The sequence below is a fragment of the Sulfurimonas sp. HSL3-7 genome, assembly GCF_039645985.1.
In the GTDB taxonomy this organism is placed as follows: domain Bacteria; phylum Campylobacterota; class Campylobacteria; order Campylobacterales; family Sulfurimonadaceae; genus Sulfonitrofixus; species Sulfonitrofixus jiaomeiensis.
In genome coordinates, this window is the sequence record NZ_CP147919.1 from 1,828,473 (window position 1) to 1,847,106 (window position 18,634).

An 18,634-nucleotide genomic window follows, 5' to 3' on the forward strand; every position below is an offset into this window, starting at 1 on the left:
TTATCCCTAGCGCGTCAAAAGATCGTTCAGGCTTTTCAGCGGCTCTTTGCCTTCTAAAATAGCATAAACCTCTGCTGCGATAGGCAGGTAGATACCGCGTTCTGCGGCAATAATATTGAGCGCATAGGCCGTACCGATTCCCTCGGCCACCTCACCCAATTCTTCAAGAATCTCCGTTTGCGATTTCCCAGCGGCAAGTCCCAGACCCACGCGAAAATTACGTGACATGGTCGAAGACGCTGTCAGGAAAAGATCCCCCGCACCGCTGAGACCCAAAAAGGTGTCATCTTCGGCACCGTAATGCTTGCCAAAACGGTGCATCTCGACCAGACCGCGGGAGATAAGTGACGCACTTGCATTATTGCCGAGCTTCAGCCCCTGCGTGATCCCCGCTGCGATAGCGATCACGTTTTTATAGGAGCCTGACACCTCGGCCCCCACCACATCGGCACTCACATAGGTACGGATAAAGGCGGGAAAAAATTCGGCAAAAGCCATCGCGAGCTGCTCGTCAGTGGAGTTGATCACCAGGGCGGTAGGCAGTGACTGCATGACCTCGGCTGCGAATGAAGGGCCGGAAAGATAGGCCAGGCAGGCTTCGGGCACATGTTTTACGAAAATCTCGTTAAGAAAACGACCGCTGGAAGCTTCGATACCTTTGGCGGCGACCAGGACTTTCTGGTCATGATAGGTAAAGTGGTCATCCAGCCAACAGGCCACCTGCTGTGCCGGTATCGCCATGACCAGATACTCCAGCTTCAGTACCTCTTCGAGTGAAACAAAGTTTTCGATATCACGCTTTGTCCGCGAGGTGATATAGACCTCGTTCTCGGGATTTTGACGAAAAGCAAACGCAAGCGCCTGTCCCCATTTCCCCGCTCCAATAACGCCTATCTTCTTCACTACACTCTCCTTTTAAGTTTCTCAATATTCTCATCATATCCGATCACAACTAAAATATCCCCCACTTCAATTCGGTGTTTATACCCTTTTGATGTAAACACGAAATGGGTCTGCATCGTCTCGTCAACAACGGCCAGAACGATCAACTCGCTCTGCAGCTGCAGCGAAACGTCATACAGTAGCTCGCCGATGAGCGGCGAACCGGCTTCGAGTACGATCTGTACCGTTTTCAAGGCCGCCTCTTCCTGCATGATCTCCCCCATGACATAGGTGACGATCGGCCGTTCAAGCACCTCGATGATGATATCTGCCGTCGTCTGAAGTTTGGAGATCACCTTGTTCGCTCCGGCCAGACGAAGTTTTGAGGCATGTTCCTGGGTCGAGGCGAGCGCGATCAGCCTGGCATCATCCAGGCCGTCACGCAGACCGATCGTCAAAAAGACATTCGAAACGTCATCGTCCAGTGCACAGATGAAGAGGGTCTCCTGCATATTAAAACGCTTGAACTCATCCCAGTTGTCATCAAGATCAAATATTTTGGCGGCAATCCCCTCTTTTTTAGCCTCCTCGACAGAGGCCTCGGTCAGTGCATAGACCTCTACGCCGAGATAAGCCTCTCTGACCTGCCGTACGACCTCTTTGGCAAACTCTTCATAACCGAAAACGACCACATGATATGTCTTCATCGCAACCTCATATGGGTAAATAGTCTGAACTCGTTGATCATCGAATGTTCACCCGCGACGATCATAATATCCCCCTTCTCCAGAGGCGTCTCCGGCGGCGGATTGAAAAGGAAGCCTTCTGCACTCACTTTTGACAGTCCGATCAGCAGGAGCCGGTGCCGGCGGATATGCATATCATCGACCTTCTTGAAGTTGTCTGCGATCCGTTCATTTACAACGATCTCTTCCATCGCCGTACCCGACTCTTCCGCACGCAGCATGCTCATCGTCTCGAAAGCGATCGGCCGGCCGCTGTACTCTTTGGAAAGCAGTCCGATCAGCTCCTGAGAATAGACGATATGGTTGACCCCGGCAAGCTGCAGCTTGCGGCGGTTTCTTTTGTCATGCAACAGGGAAAGAATCCGCATATTGTGATCGATGGAACGCAGTGTCAGCGCGGTGTAGACATTGGCGATATCACTCTCACCCAGCAGAATAACGGCGTTCACCTGTTTCTCAAAATCGAGTCCCATCTTTTGATAGGAGGAGAGCGATGCCGCATCTAACTGCAGAGCATAAAGCTGATTTTCTTTTGCCTCTTTGACCCGCTGATGGTCCGTATCCAGAACCACGACGTTGCGGCCGCTTCGGCGCAGTTTCGAAGCGGTCTGACGGGCGACGATGCCGTAGCCGCAGATCAGATAGAAGTGTTTGAGCCCTTTGACGTCTGCCAGTATTTTGTTCTCGCGGATATCATCCAGCTTTTCGGTAAAGGCGGTGACGACGATCGAGGTGGCGAAAGAGATCACCGCGATACCCGAGATGATCACGACGATAGCCACCGTCCGTCCCTCGCTTGTCACCGGGGTCACATCGCCGTATCCGACAGTCGAGATCGTCACGATCGACCAGTAAAACGCATCGAAAAGAGTGTTGATCGGCGAATTCGGGTTGTTGGACTCCATCACATAGATTAGAACCGAAGCGACGAAGACCACGACGCTCGCGAAAGTCAAAAGGGTCAGCAGTTCGAACTTTTTGTGCGAAAGAATGTAACCGAAATACTGCATATTCTGGGTGTAGCGGAAGATTTTGAAGACCCGAAACAGTATGAAAAGCCGCAGCAGCCTCAGTTCATGGAAGAACGGCATAATCGCCAGAAGGTCGATGATCGCCGCCGGCGAACGGACATAGTTCCATTTGGCAAGAAATATCTTGAAGAGCGCGTGCCCGGTACGAAAACGCCGCTGCAGATGTTCGTCTCTCTCATACTGGTCGATGACGATATCGGACGAGTCGCTGATCACCCAGAAACGCAGCAGATATTCGATCAGAAAGATCACCGAGATGATGTAGTTGTTGAAAACGGCCCAAAAATCATTGATCTCATGACGCACTTCTCGAATCAGGATAATGACGCTTGAAAAGATCAGCACCATCATAAAGAGGTCAAAATAGCGTTTATAGACAAAGGCATTGTTTTCAAGAAGATTGTAGAAGAAGTTTTTCGCACTCTTGTAGCGCGGTGATGTCTTTAGGAAATAGGCCGTATCGACCAGAAACCGCGAAAGCAGCCCGACATATTTCTGTTTATACGATGAAGAAGAGACCCGCTCTGACTCTGTAAGCTCTTCTTGCATCATCGGATCTCTAGCCGAGTTTTGCTTTCAGCATCTCGTTGACCGTTTGCGGATTGGCCGTTCCCTTGCTCGCTTTCATCGTCTGACCGACAAAGAAGCCGAAGAGTTTGTCCTTGCCGCCGCGGTACTCTTCCACCTTGTCAGCATTGGCTGCGATGATCTCATCAATGATCTTTTCCAGAGCACCGGTGTCGTTCATCTGTTTAAGACCGAGCTTATCGATCGCACCGTCGACATCGCTCTCGTTCTCCATCAGATAGTCAAGGACCTCTTTTGCCGCCTTTCCGCTGATCGTTTTGTCTTCGATCCGCTTGACAAGGGTTCCGAGTGTCTTGGCATCCACTGGAGAACTTGTGATCGTCATGCCGCCTTTAAGGCGTCCCTGCAGCTCCACTGTCAGCCAGGTAACCGCATTTTTGGCATTGATGCCCTCTGCAAGCATCGCTTCAAAGAAGTGTGCCGTCTCAAGCTCGGCGGTAATAACGGCGGCGTCATATTCACGCATACCGTATTCGGAGACCAGACGCTCTTTTTTCTCATCCGGCAGTTCCGGGATCTGCGAGTACGTTTCAAACATCTCGTCATCGATCACCGCTTTGAGCAGGTCAGGTTCCGGGAAATAGCGGTAATCCGCCGCTTCTTCCTTGCCGCGCATTGAACGGGTCTCCTGCTTGTTCTGGTCAAACAGACGGGTCTCCTGGTAGATCTCTTCGTCATAGACCCCGTCTTCCCACGCTTCAATCTGGCGCTCTACCTCGATCTCGATCGCTTTCTGGATAAAGCGGAAGCTGTTGATGTTCTTGATCTCGACACGGGTATAGAGCTTTTCATCGCCTTTCGGGCGGATTGAGACGTTGACGTCGACACGGAACGACCCCTCCTGCATATTCGCATTGGAGATGTCAAGGTAACGGACGATCGAGTGCAGCTTTTTGACGTACAGGACTGCCTCTTCGGCTGAACGCATATCCGGCTCAGAGACGATCTCCAGAAGCGGTGTTCCCGCACGGTTCAGGTCCACTTTGGAGACAGCCCCTTCGTGGATGTTTTTACCGGCATCCGCTTCGATATGCGCACGGTTGATGCGGATGGTCTTTTTGGAGCCGTCCTCAAAATCGATCTCCAGCTTGCCGTGCTCGACCACAGGCGTGTAGAGCTGTGTAATCTGGTATGCGGACGGACTGTCCGGGTAGAAGTAGGACTTGCGGTCGAAGAACGAGGTACGGTTGACCGTCGCACCGATCGCCGTTCCGAGCATTACCGATTTTTCCAGGACGCTTTTGTTAAGGACCGGCAAAGCACCCGGAAGTGCTAAACAGGTCGGACAAGTGTTGACATTGGGACGGTCATTGAAACTGGTCGGGCATGAACAAAAGAGTTTGGTATCTGTGTTGAGTTGGACGTGGACTTCAAGGCCGATAACGACTTCAAACATTGGTTTCCTTGTGGAGAGGTCAGTCCCGGGACTGACTTTTTTAAAATATTTTTTAATTGTCTATAAAGTAGCGGATCGAAGCAAAGCCGTAACAGCCGCTCTGCTCAACCGCTTTAACCTGCGCTTTCGTGGTGATCCCGCCCAGCGCGATAATAGGTAGGCTTATTTTAGCCACTCTTTCATTTAAATCCTCTAAACCCTTCGGCTCACCCTTGTCCGGTGTGTTGAAAATGGGGCTGTAAGTGACGGCATCGGCCCCTCTTCGCTGCGCTTCGAGGATTTCCGCTTCACTGTGGCAGGAGATGACAACAAAGAGTCCCGACGCTTTTGCTGCTTCGATCTCGTCGAACTGCTGTGACGTCAGGTGCACCCCGTATGCATGAAGTTCGGCGGCAAGTCCGACATTGCCGTGCAGTATGGCTTTTGTTTTGCCGGAGCCTGAACAGAGCTCCAGGAACAGTTTCGCCATTTCGGCGTAATCCGGGTTGTTCTTGTCCCGGTAGAGTGCAAAATCGGGTTGATGTTTTTGCAAAGTCTTTTGCATGGTCATACGAAACGTTGTCGGCGTTGTTGAGTAGAACCGGGGATCGGTTATCAGATAGGACTTCATCTCTCGGCCTCTAATCTTTCATATTTCATATCAGACAACCTCGTCTTGGAACAGTTGGAGCCGGACCTTATGTCCGAAGTGCGTCGCGGATGTCTTCGAGAAGCTCTGTCTGTTTTTTTGACTCGTTTAAACGCTCTTTATAGGTTAGCATCGTTTCAAGCAGAAGAATGAAAAACAGGCCGAGGATGATATAGAGTATGGCGAAAAAGAGTGCCGAACCGACACCCATAAAAAGAAAGATTTTAAAGACGATGTAGGCACCGAGGACAATAAATGCCCAGGAGATGCCTAGAAGGAAGCTGATGATGTTATCAAAAACACTTCGCTTCATACGGCAGAGTGTTTAGTGCTCGTCGTGGATCTGGATCGCGCCGCCAAGGTAGACGTATGTCAGCATCATGAAGATGAATGCTTGAAGCAACGCCATGAAGGTAAGCAGTGCGAACGGGATCATCGGCAGCAACCACGGAGCCAGCATCAAAAGTACCATCAGGAACATATCATCACCCTTGACATTACCGAAAAGACGGAAAGAGAGAGAGATGATACGTGAAATGTGCGAAACGATCTCGATCGGGAACATCAACCATGCCAACCACCAGACCGGGCCGAAGAAGTGTTTGAAATAGGCGATAACACCGTTACGGCGGATACCTTCGAAGTTGTAGTAGACAAAAACGACAAGCGCAAGAGCCAGTGTGAAGTCAAGGAACGCTGACGGTGCTTCGAAGCCCGGAACGATACCGATAAGGTTGGCAATACCGACGAAAAGACCGATCGTCGCAACAAGCGGAAGATAGCGGCGCGCCTCTTCCTTACCCATTACGTCCGCACCCATGGCAAGTACGCCGCCAAGGTAAGCTTCTAAAAGGTTTTGTGTTCCGGTTGGAACCACTTTCATGTTGCTTGTTGCCAGCTTGGCGATAACAACTACAATCAGTGCTGTAAGCAGCATGTGCGTCATATAGATAAAAGTGTGATCATGACTGATCAGACCAAAGAATGTAAATAATTCACCCATTCATCGTTCCTTAAATGCAAAATAGTTCCGCGATTTTACTCTCTCTTGGATTAAAAGTTTCTAAGAAGAGCCCCTCTTTATCAGCGAATTGCGCAAATTCACTGATTCTGTATCAAATAAGCAAAGAGTAGAATCCAAACAGGCGCTTAAAGACTCAGCCGCTGTGTATCACGCTTTGCAATCGCTATATCATCGGCGATCGCTGCTTTCAAGCTCTCCAGGTTCTCAAACTTTTTGTTCGGTCGGATAAAGTCGACGAAAGAGATGCGTACTCTTTTAATATCGCCGACATTCATGTCTAAAATGTGCGTTTCGACGGCAAAAGAGCCGTCCGTCGTTACACGGTGACCGATAAAAGTAACCGCAGGGTGGTAATGTTCTTCGTCGTCCAAACGGGCAAAAGTGACATAGACCCCCTCTTTGGGCAGGAGAAACCCTTTTACATCGATGTTGATCGTTGCGAAAAGCTCTTTTTCTCCAAGTCCCTGCCCCGGTACCTTTTCGCCGTGGACCGTATAGTTATACCCTAAAAACCGGTTCGCCCCTTTGACATCACCGATCTGCAGTTTGGCCCGGATCTTGTGCGAATGGACCGAATCGTTGTCGATCGCGACCTCGTCGATCACCTCGACCTCCCCGCTGAAATACGCACGCAGATCGTCAATGGCATAACGGCGGTCCTTGCCAAAATGAAAATCATACCCAACAACGATCTTCTCCAGTTTTGGAAATTCTTCGGAGAGTTTTGCAATAAAACCTTCTGCATCAAGATGACGGATAGTCTCAAGTTCATAATAAAAAACCGGCAGATCTGTGTAATGCTCTCTTGCCCGCCCGGGGGTCAGGTTGGCATAGCCCGTCTCGATCACTAAAACAGCCCCCGTCTCTCCCACGGCCTCAAAAAGTTTTTGATGCCCGATATGCATGCCGTCAAACCCGCCTATCGCTATCGCTTTAACATTTTTCAAAACAGTAACACTCCTCTATATTGCCCTCTTTACCGCTGAGTTTTGAGGGTTCATGATGGACCAGTCTCCAGCCCAACGCCTTGGTCGCCTCTTCAAAACGCGTTTTAGCGGCGGCAATAGCCTTGTCATCCGTCACGACACCGTTGCTGTCACGTTTGACATCTTTGCCCACCTCAAACTGCGGTTTAAAAAGCAGGATGATCCACTTTTTACTCAGCGCATCAACCGACTCCAGGATATGATGCAGGGAGATAAAAGAGACATCGCTGGTAACAAGATCATACTGTTTTTGTCGTGGATAATCACGGATATCCATATTTTCAAAACTGGTGACACGATTATCATCAAGCAGTTTCTGGTGCAGCTGTCCGCGTCCGACATCGACACAGGTCACACTTTTGACACCCTCTTCAAGAAGGACCTGGGTAAAGCCGCCTGTACTTGCGCCAATGTCAAGCGCTTCGAGCCCTTTCGGGGTAAAAGGCAGCGTTGGCAAAAACCCCTTGAGCTTGTGCGCCGCTCTTGAGACATAGATCATCTCGTCGGCAACCTCGACCTTCTCATCAGTGACATTGAAAGCAGGTTTCGTGACCGCTTTGGCGTTGACACTCACTTTTCGCCCTTTTATCAGTATCTGGGCTTTGGTTCTTGAATCGACAAAGCCCTCTTGTACCAGGTATTGATCTAAACGCATTAAAATTGTACCTCAATGTTTGCATAAGCCGAACTGACTTCCATATTGTAGCGCTCGTATATGATGTTGTTATCGCTGTCGAGCGTACCGGTGTTGTGTTCAAGTGAGAAAAAGTACCTGCGGTAGCCTATGTTGACGGTCAACCACTCCAAAGCACGGACCCCTACCCCGATATCACCCCTTAGGACATTTGACTTGTCGTCGTTCGATACACCCTGCAGACTTTCACGCCACAGTATCTGTCCTGCTCCAAAAGCGGCGTACAGATCGATGCGCTCTTGCGACAACGGGTAATGGGCCTTGGCATCCACGTCCACGACCGTAATTTTGGTCGTATTGGCATTCTCAACGTTTTCAAATCGCTTGTAATAGTCGTAAGCGAGTTCTACCGAAAGATACTTGTTGATAAAAACACCGCCGATGATATTGAGGTTATACGAGTTGTCGATCGTATCGGCCTGCATCCTTGTATCGTCGTTAAAAAGCGCATAACCGCCGCCCAGCGCGATATAAGGGCCGACCCTGTCTACCGGCTCGGCCAAGGAGAGCGTAACAAAGGTCATCAGAAGAAGCACTATCTTTTTCATGCCAACATCTCCCGCATCTGCTCTTCGGTGATCGTCGCAACGCCCAATGCCACCGCTTTGTCATATTTGCTTCCGGCATCGTCACCGTAAATGACGTAGTCCGTCTTTTTTGAGACGGAACCCGCCACCTTTGCGCCCAGCTCTTCGAGCATGATCTTGATCTTGCCGCGCGATTCGCTCATCGAACCGGTCAAAACAACGGTCTTCTCTTTGAAGGGGTTCTCGGCCACATCCGCTTTTTGCGCCGGTTCCACCGGTGTCAGTATCTCTTCGAGTATCCTGATGTTCTCGCCGTTGACGCGGACAAACTCAAGCACCGAGTTGGCCATCTCTTCGCCGAAGCCGTCGATAGCGACAAGTTCCTCTTTGGTCGCCTCGCTGAACCCCAGTCCGAAATGCCCGCACAGACTCTTCGACGCCACTTCCCCGATATGTTCCATGCCGAGCGCATTGATGAAACGCCAGCATTCACACCCTTTGGCCCCTTCAATCGCATCAAGAAGTTTCTGGCTCTTTTTCTCTTTGAATCCCTCAAGCGCCAAAAGCGCGTCGAGCTCCAGAGAAAAAAGATCGATCACGCTCTTGATGAGCCCCTCGTTATAAAGCGTCTCGACGATCTTTTCACCCAGCCCGTCAATGTTCAGACACGGTTTGGAGGCAAAATAGATGATGGCGTTGACCACCCTCGCACTGCAGGTGAGGTTCTGACACTTGGTCAAGGCGCCTTCGTCAAGCAGCTCACTGTGGCAGACGGGGCACTCGGTCGGACGCTTGTACGGCAGTTGGGAACCGTCACGCTCATGCGTCAGCACTTTGACAATTTTGGGGATGACATCGCCCGAACGCAGAATGATCACCTTGTCGCCGATGCGGATATCTTTGCGGTCGATCTCGTCAAAATTGTGCAGCGTGGCCCGCTCGACCACGACCCCTTCGATCGGCGTCGGCTCGACAACGGCAACCGGCGTGACCGCCCCGCTTCGTCCGACCTGCAGGACAATATCTTTCAACGTGGTGATCTTTTCAACGGCCGGAAATTTGTAGGCACACGACCAGCGGGGATTTTTCACCGTGTACCCCATCTCCTCCTGCGCCTCGATCTGGTCGACCTTTATCACCATCCCGTCAATCATCATCACATAATCGTCGCGTTCAGTGTTCATCTTTTGGTAAAAGGCTTCGATCTCGTCGAACCCTTTGCAGAGAGCTCTTTCCGGCGGCGCACGGAAACCGAGCTCGTAGATGTACTCCATCCGCTTACTCAAACGCCCAATCTCCAGATCGTTCTCGCCGATGCCGTACGGCAAAAAGACCAGGTTGCGCGAGGCGGTGATGCGCGGATCCAGCTGACGGAGCGAACCGGCAGCCGCGTTTCTCGGGTTTGCAAAGATACTCTCGCCCGATTGCATACGCTCTTCGTTGATGCGTTCGAACTCCTTTTTAAAGATCACCACTTCCCCACGGACCTCAAGACGGCCCGGATGGTTGATCGTCAGGGGAATCGAGTTGATCGTTTTCGCATTTTGAGTGATCTCTTCGCCTTCGACACCGTCGCCGCGTGTGATCGCTCTTGTCAGCACACCGTTCTCATAGATCAGGTTCAGGCTCGCACCATCGTATTTGGGCTCACAGTAAAAGGAGATGCCGTCTGAAAGTCTGTGCACCTTCTCCAGCCACTTCTGGAGATCTTCACTGTTGAAGATATCTTCGAGACTCCACATACGTGAAAGGTGCACTGCTTTTGTAAAAGAGAGTGAGGCCACATCCCCCACCCGCTGCGTCGGCGATGAGGGATCGATATTTTCCGGATATTTCTCTTCGTAGGCGAGCACTTCATGATAGAGCTTGTCATACACCTCATCCGTCGTGATAGGATCGTCAAGCACATAGTAGTGGTACGCGTATTTGTTTAACAGCTCTACGTTTTTTTTATACTCTTTTTGCGTCATTCAGCCTCTTTACTTCGACCGGAAACCGGTCTTATCGATGGTACCTCTCTCAAAGCTGAGAAGATCGTCTCGTGTAAACTCTTCATTCCCTGCCTTTCTACAGCCGTACCACTTTGGCACCGAAACCGCCCATGTTCTGCGGCGCGTCTTCAAAGGACTTGACCTTCGGGTGTGCTTTCAGAAAGCGCTTGACTGCATAGGAGAGTTTGCCGGTACCGATACCGTGATAGATCACCACCTCGTTCCAGCCGTCGATCAGTGCGTCGGAGAGGAACTTGTCCATCTTCTCTTCCGCCTCTTCGGCTCGAAGACCGTGGATATCAAGCCTCAGGCTGCCGCGGCGTTCGATCTTGTGATGGACCTCCGTCTTCGGCCTCTTTTTGGGCGGCTTGCCTGAGGGACGCAGCTCGTCGCGCCGGACACGCAGGCGCATTCCCTCCACTTCGATCATCGCCTCTTTCTCTTTCAGGCTGATAATGGTTCCTTTGGCGCTGCGGTATTTGACATTGTCGCCGACCTTGAAATCGTAGCGCTCATTTTTCCTGATGGGTTCCTGCTTCGGCAGTGCGATGTTGGCTTCGTTCATCTTTTTATGGATCGCTTTGGCATCAGTGAGACGGGCCGCCTCTTTGGCTATCGCGATCGACGCGGCATAGCTCGCTTTGAGCTTGGCGCGCTCGGCTTCAAGGTTCAGAGCAAGCTGCTCTCTCTGCTCTTTGAGCCTGCGCTCTTCGGCCTCGACTTCGGCGAGCTTTTCATCCAGCAGCGCATTTTTCGCTTTTAAGGCGCGCTCCAGCTCGGAACCTCTCTCGATAAGCAGGTTGAGTTTTTCATGGTTCTCGCCGTATACTTTTTTGGCGCGTTCGACCACGGCGTTGGAGATGCCGTAGCGCAGTGCCGTCTCAAAGGCGTAGGATTTGCCGATGATACCCTGCAGAAACTCGTAGGTCGGCTGGCGGTGTTCCTCGTCGTAGATCGCCGCCATCAGCTCCACGTCATCGCGGTCCGCCATCAGGGCGGCAAGCCGTTTGTGGTGGGTCGTCACGACGATCTTCTGCCCCTTGGCGATCAGGTCGTCAAGTATGACGTTGAAAAGTGCCGCCGCCTCGTCGCTGTCGGTACCGAGTTCGATCTCATCCACGCCGACAAGTGCCTCGTTCTGCGAAAAAAGCTGTGCAAACTGCTGCATCCGCCCGGCGAAGGTGGAGATGTCGTTTTTGACATTCTGCGGATCGTCGATGACCGCTTCAAAGCGCTTGAAGTTTCCGATCACCGATTTATGCTTGTTCACCTTCATCGGGATCAGGTATTTGGCCATCACCGCCGCGGAGAGTATCGCTTTCAAAAGCATTGTCTTACCGCCGGCGTTCACCCCGGTCACCATCAGCACCGATTTCGAAAAATCGACATTGACCGGTTTCGGTTTGTGCAGTGCGGGATGTTCGAAACCGACAAGCCTGATCTCTCTGCTTCGCTCGGCTTTGATGATACTGAGACTTTTCGCCCTGGCAAACGTGACGCGGGCCTGGTAGTGGTCGAAACGGTCAAACTCTTTGTCGATAAAGCTGATAAAAGGCAGAAGCTCGGAGAGGACTTTCGAAAAGCGCTTGGCGTACTCATAGAACTTCACCTCGCGCATCGTCTCGACAACCCTGATCTGCTCGCGGTTTTTGCTCAGCGCGTCGGGAACAACGTAGAAAAAGCCCGCGCCGGTACGGCCGACCACCTGGCCTTTGAGCACATGGTTGAAACCGCCGCGCACCAGGAGACACTCTTCATTGTTGACGTAGTGGATCTGCGTATCGACCAGATAGGAAGAGAGCTTTGAGTGGTAGAGCAGACGGCGCATCGAGGCGTTGATATCATCCTTGATGGCTTTGATGCGCTGTCCGAGTCCGTACAGCTCTTCGTCAAGCTCTTCATTGAAGTTTCCCTCAAGGTCAAAATAGCTCTCCACCTCTTCGCCGAAACGTTCGGGGATCTCGATCTTCTTCAGCCATTCACCGATAATACCCTCGTAGCCGTTGTTTTTGAGCGAACGGAAATAGCGCACCACCTTGATGATCTCAAAGATCTGTTCAAAACGCATAATGCCCTGTTTTTTGAGATGGGCTTTGATGATATGAAAGGAGTCGACTTTCGGCGGGGCATTGAAAGAGAGTTTGTCCAGCGCTTCGATATAGTTAAAATGGCGTTCTTGATCGCCCTCGATAAAGAGCGGCTTATGACGGCTGAGAAAGCCGTTAAAAGAGTCGATATGGCCGTGTAGGTCCAGACGGTCGATCAGCGCGTTAAGACTCATTCACAGTCACTTGCTACGACCATTTTGCCGGAGTACGGCGTCTGCTCTTTGGCGATAAAGGTCTGCGTCCCCACGCTCAGGGTAAAGTTCTGCTTGTCGACCTCCAGGTCGCCGCACTGCAGGCTCTTTCCCTGGTTGAAACGGAGCATCACATCACGAAGATGTTCCGCCTTCGCGTTTTGCAGCGTGTTGTAATAGAGCGCAGCCATCACGAAAGAGAGGGTCAAGACGGTAGCCCCCATTTTTTGTTTCAGGTCAAGCTCCGTAAAAAAGTGCATCACGGCAAAGAAAAGCGCAACTATGATCAAGCCGTAGATATAGGCCATTACTTTGTTCCTCTCAGCTGATAGGTGATGTCGCCGGCACCGAAACCGATGATGATCCCCTCATCCAGGCTTTCGATGACCTCATTGTGTTTACAGAGGTTGACACTGTCGCCGTCGCGGGTAAGGTAGTCCATCATGGTGAGGTCATACCCGCCGAACTCTTTTTCAAAGTCGATAAACTGTTCGGCTTCGCTCGCGGCCCAGACCGGCAGGATGATGAGCCGGTCCACCCCCTCAAAACATTTTGTGAAGGCGTCAAGGTTGTCAATGGTACGCGAATATTTGTGCGGTTGCCAGATGGCCGTGATCCGTTTGATCCCTTTGAGTCTCTTGTACTCCTGCACGGAACCCATCGTTGCCGCGATCTCCGTAGGGTGGTGGCCGTAATCATCGATGATGACAGCCTCATCCCCTTTCGCAACGATATCAAAGCGCTTTTTGATCCCCTTGAAGTGCAGCAGGCGGATGCGGATCGTCTCGATATCCATGCTCTCATGGGCCGCCAGAATAGCCAGTGCGGCGTCGATGGCGATATGCTCGCCAAAGCCCCAGACATTAAAGCTTCCAAGATCTTTCAGCGTAAAAGAGGTGTAGGGTTCGTCATCGATAAGCAGGTACCTGATATCTTTGATATCTTTGCTCGGGTAGAGACGGATCGCTTCGCCTTCGATCGTACTCAAAAACGCATCTTCGGCATTGATGACACGCAGTTTTGCCGAAGCGATGAACTTGCGGTAGGAGTCGTAGAAGAGCTCATAGTCGTAGTTGTAGTACTCCATATGTTCCGGTTCGGCGTTGATCACGATCGCACAGTAGGGGTTGGCGTTCAGGAAACTGCCGTCACTCTCATCGGCTTCAAAAATGAGCTGATCGGAGGTATCGTCATAGCGGACGTTGGAACCGAACGCTTTTGACTCCGCCCCGATAATGGCGGAACCGTCCATGATCGCAGCCAGGATCGCCGACGTCGTGCTCTTGCCGTGTGCTCCGGCGACCGCATAGACCTTCTGTTCGTGCAGCAGGTCCAGAAGCGCCTCACGACGTGCCAGGACTTTGATCCCCTTCTCTTTTGCCGCAACGACTTCGGGGTTGTTCCCGCGGATAATGGCGGAGTGGATCACCAGCTCCTGCTCCTCGATCGCCTTTTTGTTGTGGGGGATGGTGACTTCGATCCCTTTGTCGCGCAGGATCTTTACAATACGCGAATCGGCGACATCCGAGCCGGTAATATCATGCCCTTTGAAGTGCATGTACTGCGCCAGTCCCGAGATGCCGATGCCGCCTATGCCGATAAAATGGATCTTCACTGTTTCCCCCCTTCGGCATCCAGTATCTTCCGGGCATCTTTCTTAAACTCGGAGATATAGAAGTTGCCGGCGCGGTGCGTTGCGTCCACGTCGCCGATCTTTTCAACAAAGGCATCGATGCTCATACCCGAATCGGCACCGGCCTGATGCATCTTCATCGCGTCAGAGAAGGTCTTGTCGCTGCAGAGACCCGACAGGATCTCAAACAGTGCCGAAGCATCTGTCTTTTTACCCGCACTGTAATGTTCCATCGCATACTCGTAGAGCGCACGGAGCGTCGCGAAGTCCTGAACTTCGGTGATATCCATTTGACGGGCCGACTCCAGTGCGTCCGTCAGGTTCTCCAGGGCGAGGTCTAAAATGTTGGCATAATAGGCGATCAGCTCCTGCTCGTCAAATGCCTCTTGCGCCTGGGCCTCCAGAACATACAACCCGGCGATACTGCCCTCTTGCTGTGCTTTTAATATCTTCTCTTTCAGTTCTTCGTTCATGCCAATGCCTCCTTAATACGCAGTAGTGCCTCTTTTGTCTTCGCTTCGTTCTCGACCAGGGCGATACGCAGGTATCCGCGGCCCGGGTTCTCGCCTTTCTCATCCGTTCGCGCCAGGTACTCGCCCGGAAGGACCTTGAGGTTGTAGTCGCGGTAGAGCTTTTTCGTCATCTCTATCGCATCGTCGACTTTGAGCCAGATATAGAAGGTCGCTTCGGGCATGGCGACACCGAGGATCTCTTGTGCCAGTTCAAAATTGCGTCTGTAGACAGCGCGGGAACGTTCGACATGTTCTTCCTCATCCCAGGCAGCTGCCGCAGCCATTTGCAGCGGCAGCGGCGAGGCGGCACCGACATAGGTACGGTATTCCATATACCCCTTCAATATCTCGGCATCCCCCGCGATGAATCCGCTTCTCAGTCCCGGCGCCGATGAGCGTTTGGAGATCGAGTTGATGACCAGGACATTGGTGTAGTCGCTGTTGCCCACATGCACGGAGGCTTCCAGCAGCGACGGCACGGCCTTGTCGGTATAGATCTCCGAGTAACACTCGTCGTTGACCAGGACGAAGTCATGTTTGAGCGCCAGCTTGACCCATTCGCCCAGCTCTTCGAGGCTCAGGCATGATGCCGTCGGGTTGTTCGGAAAGTTCAGGATCACAAGATCACACTCTTTCAGGCGCGCTTCGTCCATTTCGGGTCTGTAGCCGTTGGATTCATCCAGATTTAAAAAATGCATCTTTGCACGGCTGGCGATCGCGGCACCCTCGTAGATCTGGTAGAAGGGGTTGGTGAAAGCGATGACCGGCTCTTTCTTGTCGAAAAGAAAGTATTGCGGAAAATTGAAAAGCACCTCTCTTGTCCCGAACGATGGGACAAGCTGCGCGTTGCTTACCGTCACGCCGAAACGGCGTGAAAGAAAGTTGCGCATGGAGTCACGCAGGTACTCTTCGCCCGCCGTTTTAGGGTATTTTTTAAGCAGCGGGGTACTCTCTTTCAGGGCATTTTGAATAAACGCGGGGGTCTCAAACTGCGGCTCGCCGATCGTCAAAAGAATGGGATCAAGCTCAGGGTTGGGCGCAATATCCGCCAAAAGTGTGTTCAGTTTTTCAAATGGATAGGGTTCAAATCTCATGTCTGCTCTAATGTTTTAGTCTCTCTATGTAATCGCGATTATACCCTTTTTTTTCTTTTGGGCATCTCTAACAATACTGAGGCACATTTCCGAGGAAGAAGACGATGATACTTTTTCGAGCGTAAAACCAGGGGCACTTCCAGAAACCCTCGCCGCGTCTCTTCTCTATCGCTGAAGCTGTCCTGGGTTTTAAAGGTGCCCTTAAACCTGCATTAACATTTCAACATTGCCCCAACTCTCTAAGAAGTGCGATGTTATAATCTTCCGCATACTAAAACGTATTGGAAAAAACTATGAAACCGACCCTCTTAATAACGCTTATGCTTCTCTTGGGTGCCTGCAGCGACAACCGCTCAAATGCGACAACAAAAGAAGCGGCATCACCGTCTGACGTTCCTGTGAAGCAAGAGCCGTCTTCCGCTGAAAAGGAACCGCTGCAAACAGCGCCTCAAAGTACGGAACCGGCACCATCGGCCAAGGCGGAGACACCGCAGAACGGCCGCCTTCTTTTCGTCCAGAAGTGTGCTTCATGTCATGGCCAGCATGGTGAGAAAGCCGCCCTCAACAAGTCGCAGATCATTGCGGGGTGGGAGAAAGAGAAGAGTATCAACGCGCTCAAAGGCTACCAAAACGGCACCTACGGCGGCAATATGAAAGCCATTATGAAAGGCCAGGCAAGCAGCCTGAGCGAAGCGCAGATCCGGGCGATCTCCGAATATATCGCTACGCTTTAGTCTTTCGGCGCAGCCTGGTGGATTGTCATGGCCGGGTAGGCAAAATCCAGATCATTCGCCTTTAAGATCTCGGCGATCTTAAAGAGCACATCCTCCTTGACCTCCTGCCACTCGCTCCAGATTACCGAACGGCTGAAACAGTAGACCAGAATATCGATACTTGAACTTCCGAACGCATCGAGATAGACCATAATAAGGCGTTTGATCCCCTTGAGGTCCTCTTTGGAGACCAGTTTCTTCTGACGTTCACTGCTCAAATACTCGGTCCGTTCCGTCACGATACCCGGATGGTTCTGCAGCATCTCCCTGATCTCCGCTATCGCTTTTTTGATCTTCTCCATATCAGACTCATAGGTCACGCCGATCTTCATCTTGATGCGGCGGCCCATGGTCCGCCGGCTCCAGTTCTTGATACCGTTATCGGCGAGTTTATAGTTGGGAATAGCGATCAGGGCGTTGTCAAAGGTCCGGATCGTCGTCGCCCTCAGACCGATCTCGACGACGGTACCTTCCATATCGTTGACAGCGATCCAGTCCCCCTGTTCAAAAAGGTCTGTCAAAAGGATGGAGACCGACCCGAAAAAGTTTGCAATCGTATCTTTCGCGGCAAAAGCGACCGCAATACCGCCGATACCAAGACCGGAGAGGATCGCCGTCAGGTTCACATTGAGTATTTTCAGGATGATGATCAGCGCTGTCAGCCCCACCAGACCGTTCAGCACTTTCAACCCGAGGTTAACGACCTCGTTTCTAAAAAACTTGTTGCTGTGCAGCTGCTCCATCTTGACGACAGCGATCGCATTGCCCAGGCGATAGACCAGGAACGAAACCAGGAAGACATAGGCGATGTTATAGAGGGTGATGACCCACGAGACATCGCTGAAGCCGGAGTAGACCGTAAAGACCAGTTCGGATGCCAGTATGATGACAAGCACCGTAAAAGGGCGGGTGGTCTGTTCAAATACGTACCAGATATCCTCCTCGTCGCTGCTCACAAAATAGAGCAGGCGCTGCAGGACAAAGACGATGGTCTTGCCCACAACGTATATCACAAAGAGAATCGCCGTGATGTAGACAAGCTTGGCACTGCTGAGATAGACATAATCCAGATAGGGGTCTACGGCTCTGGCCACATCGGAATCGTTGATGATGACCGCCAGGGAGAGGATCCCGTAGCGATAGACCGCACCGGCCTTATAGACCTGTTTCGCGTTTTCTATCAATTCGGCACTTAGGGTGTTGTGTATGTTTTGGATATAACGGTACTCGTCAAGATTCGCCCTGACACTCAGCATTAACGGATCGGGATCGGCTATCTTCGGGATATAAGCATATTTCTGCAGATCGATGGAAGGCTCTTTTTCATGGCGTTTTTCAATGATCTCCTGCAGCCGCGCCGCAAACGCTTTGTAGGAGTCCAGTTTCACAGCCTGAACGACCTGCTCCATCGTACTCCATATGTTCTGCTTGAGAGCGAATGTGGCAAGTTTCAGCTCGTCACGCATGATGGCCAGGGTGTTGCCGCGCTGACTGTTCGCCTGGATGCGGCGCTTGAGCCTGAATATCTCGCTGCTGTAGAGGTCCTGCTCTAACCCGCCCTCTTTTTTATCTTTGGTAATGTAATCGACGAAGAACTGGTTGAAGAGCCTGTCCTCTTCTACGAGGATCTCTTCCAAGGTGTCACTGCTGAGATTCTGATCTTCGAGCTGTCTTTCAAGTTCGATCTGTTGGGTAAAAAAATCGTCAAAAAAGTCGTTGCCAAGCAGAGAGAGTGTCAAAAGAAGGAGCAAAAGCGTCTGTTTCATAAGAGTACTTCCGATTGTGAGTATCACACATTGTAATCAAGATAACATAAAACTTTGAAAATGT

Annotated in this window: 18 protein-coding genes; 1 reads left to right on the forward strand and 17 read right to left on the reverse strand. The window is 51.4% G+C overall.

Translation table 11 applies throughout. The features are described from left to right. Positions 1–6: 6 nt before the first annotated feature. From WCY20_RS09160 to WCY20_RS09235, 16 genes are all read right to left on the reverse strand, one after another. Positions 7–903, reverse strand: coding sequence for an NAD(P)H-dependent glycerol-3-phosphate dehydrogenase (locus WCY20_RS09160; RefSeq protein WP_345974554.1), 897 nt, complete (start codon positions 901–903; stop codon positions 7–9). Further along, entirely contained in the window at positions 903–1,589 is a 687-nt protein-coding gene (locus tag WCY20_RS09165; protein ID WP_345974556.1) for an NAD-binding protein, read from the reverse strand. The genes WCY20_RS09160 and WCY20_RS09165 overlap by 1 nt, the downstream gene beginning before the upstream one ends. Further along, positions 1,586–3,211: an ion transporter gene (locus tag WCY20_RS09170; protein WP_345974558.1), complete on the reverse strand. Its 1,626-nt coding sequence runs from the start codon at positions 3,209–3,211 to the stop codon at positions 1,586–1,588. The genes WCY20_RS09165 and WCY20_RS09170 overlap by 4 nt, the downstream gene beginning before the upstream one ends. 7 nt (positions 3,212–3,218) lie before the next feature. After that, positions 3,219–4,643 (reverse strand): Asp-tRNA(Asn)/Glu-tRNA(Gln) amidotransferase subunit GatB, encoded by a 1,425-nt coding sequence (gene gatB, locus WCY20_RS09175; RefSeq protein WP_345974560.1) that lies wholly within the window; start codon positions 4,641–4,643, stop codon positions 3,219–3,221. 52 nt (positions 4,644–4,695) lie between these two features. After that, the gene (locus WCY20_RS09180) at positions 4,696–5,253 is read right to left on the reverse strand and encodes a thiamine phosphate synthase (protein ID WP_345974562.1); all 558 of its coding nucleotides are present in this window, start codon (positions 5,251–5,253) and stop codon (positions 4,696–4,698) included. A gap of 67 nt (positions 5,254–5,320) precedes the next feature. Continuing rightward, positions 5,321–5,584 (reverse strand): hypothetical protein, encoded by a 264-nt coding sequence (locus WCY20_RS09185; RefSeq protein WP_345974564.1) that lies wholly within the window; start codon positions 5,582–5,584, stop codon positions 5,321–5,323. A 12-nt stretch (positions 5,585–5,596) separates the two neighbouring features. After that, on the reverse strand, positions 5,597–6,274 hold the full coding sequence (locus WCY20_RS09190; RefSeq protein ID WP_345974566.1) for a F0F1 ATP synthase subunit A: 678 nt from the start codon (positions 6,272–6,274) through the stop codon (positions 5,597–5,599). 146 nt (positions 6,275–6,420) lie between these two features. After that, positions 6,421–7,242: a bifunctional riboflavin kinase/FAD synthetase gene (locus WCY20_RS09195; RefSeq protein ID WP_345974567.1), complete on the reverse strand. Its 822-nt coding sequence runs from the start codon at positions 7,240–7,242 to the stop codon at positions 6,421–6,423. Beyond that, positions 7,229–7,936 carry a TlyA family RNA methyltransferase gene (locus tag WCY20_RS09200; protein WP_345974569.1) on the reverse strand — a complete coding sequence of 236 codons (708 nt, stop codon included), beginning with the start codon at positions 7,934–7,936 and terminating at the stop codon, positions 7,229–7,231. Before WCY20_RS09200 ends, WCY20_RS09195 begins: the two co-directional genes overlap by 14 nt. After that, positions 7,936–8,523: a porin family protein gene (locus WCY20_RS09205; RefSeq protein WP_345974571.1), complete on the reverse strand. Its 588-nt coding sequence runs from the start codon at positions 8,521–8,523 to the stop codon at positions 7,936–7,938. Before WCY20_RS09205 ends, WCY20_RS09200 begins: the two co-directional genes overlap by 1 nt. Then, on the reverse strand, positions 8,520–10,472 hold the full coding sequence (ligA, locus tag WCY20_RS09210; RefSeq protein ID WP_345974573.1) for an NAD-dependent DNA ligase LigA: 1,953 nt from the start codon (positions 10,470–10,472) through the stop codon (positions 8,520–8,522). Before ligA ends, WCY20_RS09205 begins: the two co-directional genes overlap by 4 nt. 97 nt (positions 10,473–10,569) lie before the next feature. Beyond that, positions 10,570–12,774, reverse strand: coding sequence for an endonuclease MutS2 (locus tag WCY20_RS09215; protein ID WP_345974575.1), 2,205 nt, complete (start codon positions 12,772–12,774; stop codon positions 10,570–10,572). After that, positions 12,771–13,100 carry a hypothetical protein gene (locus WCY20_RS09220; protein WP_345974577.1) on the reverse strand — a complete coding sequence of 110 codons (330 nt, stop codon included), beginning with the start codon at positions 13,098–13,100 and terminating at the stop codon, positions 12,771–12,773. Before WCY20_RS09220 ends, WCY20_RS09215 begins: the two co-directional genes overlap by 4 nt. Then, positions 13,100–14,407: a UDP-N-acetylmuramate--L-alanine ligase gene (gene murC, locus WCY20_RS09225; RefSeq protein WP_345974579.1), complete on the reverse strand. Its 1,308-nt coding sequence runs from the start codon at positions 14,405–14,407 to the stop codon at positions 13,100–13,102. Before murC ends, WCY20_RS09220 begins: the two co-directional genes overlap by 1 nt. Further along, the gene (locus tag WCY20_RS09230; protein ID WP_345974581.1) at positions 14,404–14,898 is read right to left on the reverse strand and encodes a hypothetical protein; all 495 of its coding nucleotides are present in this window, start codon (positions 14,896–14,898) and stop codon (positions 14,404–14,406) included. Before WCY20_RS09230 ends, murC begins: the two co-directional genes overlap by 4 nt. Beyond that, the gene (locus WCY20_RS09235; protein ID WP_345974583.1) at positions 14,895–16,031 is read right to left on the reverse strand and encodes a succinyldiaminopimelate transaminase; all 1,137 of its coding nucleotides are present in this window, start codon (positions 16,029–16,031) and stop codon (positions 14,895–14,897) included. Before WCY20_RS09235 ends, WCY20_RS09230 begins: the two co-directional genes overlap by 4 nt. A gap of 293 nt (positions 16,032–16,324) precedes the next feature. Between WCY20_RS09235 and WCY20_RS09240 the strand changes: the two genes are divergently transcribed. Continuing rightward, on the forward strand, positions 16,325–16,765 hold the full coding sequence (locus WCY20_RS09240) for a c-type cytochrome (RefSeq protein ID WP_345974584.1): 441 nt from the start codon (positions 16,325–16,327) through the stop codon (positions 16,763–16,765). On the opposite strand, the gene WCY20_RS09245 is transcribed toward WCY20_RS09240, so the two are convergent. After that, a complete protein-coding gene (locus tag WCY20_RS09245; RefSeq protein WP_345974586.1) occupies positions 16,762–18,570 on the reverse strand; it encodes a mechanosensitive ion channel family protein in 1,809 nt (602 codons plus the stop codon). The genes WCY20_RS09240 and WCY20_RS09245 overlap by 4 nt on opposite strands. Positions 18,571–18,634 lie beyond the last annotated feature (64 nt).

Coding starts and splice junctions, on each gene's coding strand:
- WCY20_RS09240 (WP_345974584.1), top strand. CDS start 16,325: ATGAAACCGACCCTCTTAATAACGCTTATGCTTCTCTTGGGTGCCTGC.
- WCY20_RS09205 (WP_345974571.1), bottom strand. CDS start 8,523: ATGAAAAAGATAGTGCTTCTTCTGATGACCTTTGTTACGCTCTCCTTG.
- WCY20_RS09180 (WP_345974562.1), bottom strand. CDS start 5,253: ATGAAGTCCTATCTGATAACCGATCCCCGGTTCTACTCAACAACGCCG.
- WCY20_RS09190 (WP_345974566.1), bottom strand. CDS start 6,274: ATGGGTGAATTATTTACATTCTTTGGTCTGATCAGTCATGATCACACT.
- WCY20_RS09230 (WP_345974581.1), bottom strand. CDS start 14,898: ATGAACGAAGAACTGAAAGAGAAGATATTAAAAGCACAGCAAGAGGGC.
- ligA (WP_345974573.1), bottom strand. CDS start 10,472: ATGACGCAAAAAGAGTATAAAAAAAACGTAGAGCTGTTAAACAAATAC.
- WCY20_RS09170 (WP_345974558.1), bottom strand. CDS start 3,211: ATGATGCAAGAAGAGCTTACAGAGTCAGAGCGGGTCTCTTCTTCATCG.
- WCY20_RS09220 (WP_345974577.1), bottom strand. CDS start 13,100: ATGGCCTATATCTACGGCTTGATCATAGTTGCGCTTTTCTTTGCCGTG.
- WCY20_RS09235 (WP_345974583.1), bottom strand. CDS start 16,031: ATGAGATTTGAACCCTATCCATTTGAAAAACTGAACACACTTTTGGCG.
- WCY20_RS09245 (WP_345974586.1), bottom strand. CDS start 18,570: ATGAAACAGACGCTTTTGCTCCTTCTTTTGACACTCTCTCTGCTTGGC.
- WCY20_RS09165 (WP_345974556.1), bottom strand. CDS start 1,589: ATGAAGACATATCATGTGGTCGTTTTCGGTTATGAAGAGTTTGCCAAA.
- WCY20_RS09200 (WP_345974569.1), bottom strand. CDS start 7,936: ATGCGTTTAGATCAATACCTGGTACAAGAGGGCTTTGTCGATTCAAGA.
- WCY20_RS09185 (WP_345974564.1), bottom strand. CDS start 5,584: ATGAAGCGAAGTGTTTTTGATAACATCATCAGCTTCCTTCTAGGCATC.
- WCY20_RS09215 (WP_345974575.1), bottom strand. CDS start 12,774: ATGAGTCTTAACGCGCTGATCGACCGTCTGGACCTACACGGCCATATC.
- gatB (WP_345974560.1), bottom strand. CDS start 4,643: ATGTTTGAAGTCGTTATCGGCCTTGAAGTCCACGTCCAACTCAACACA.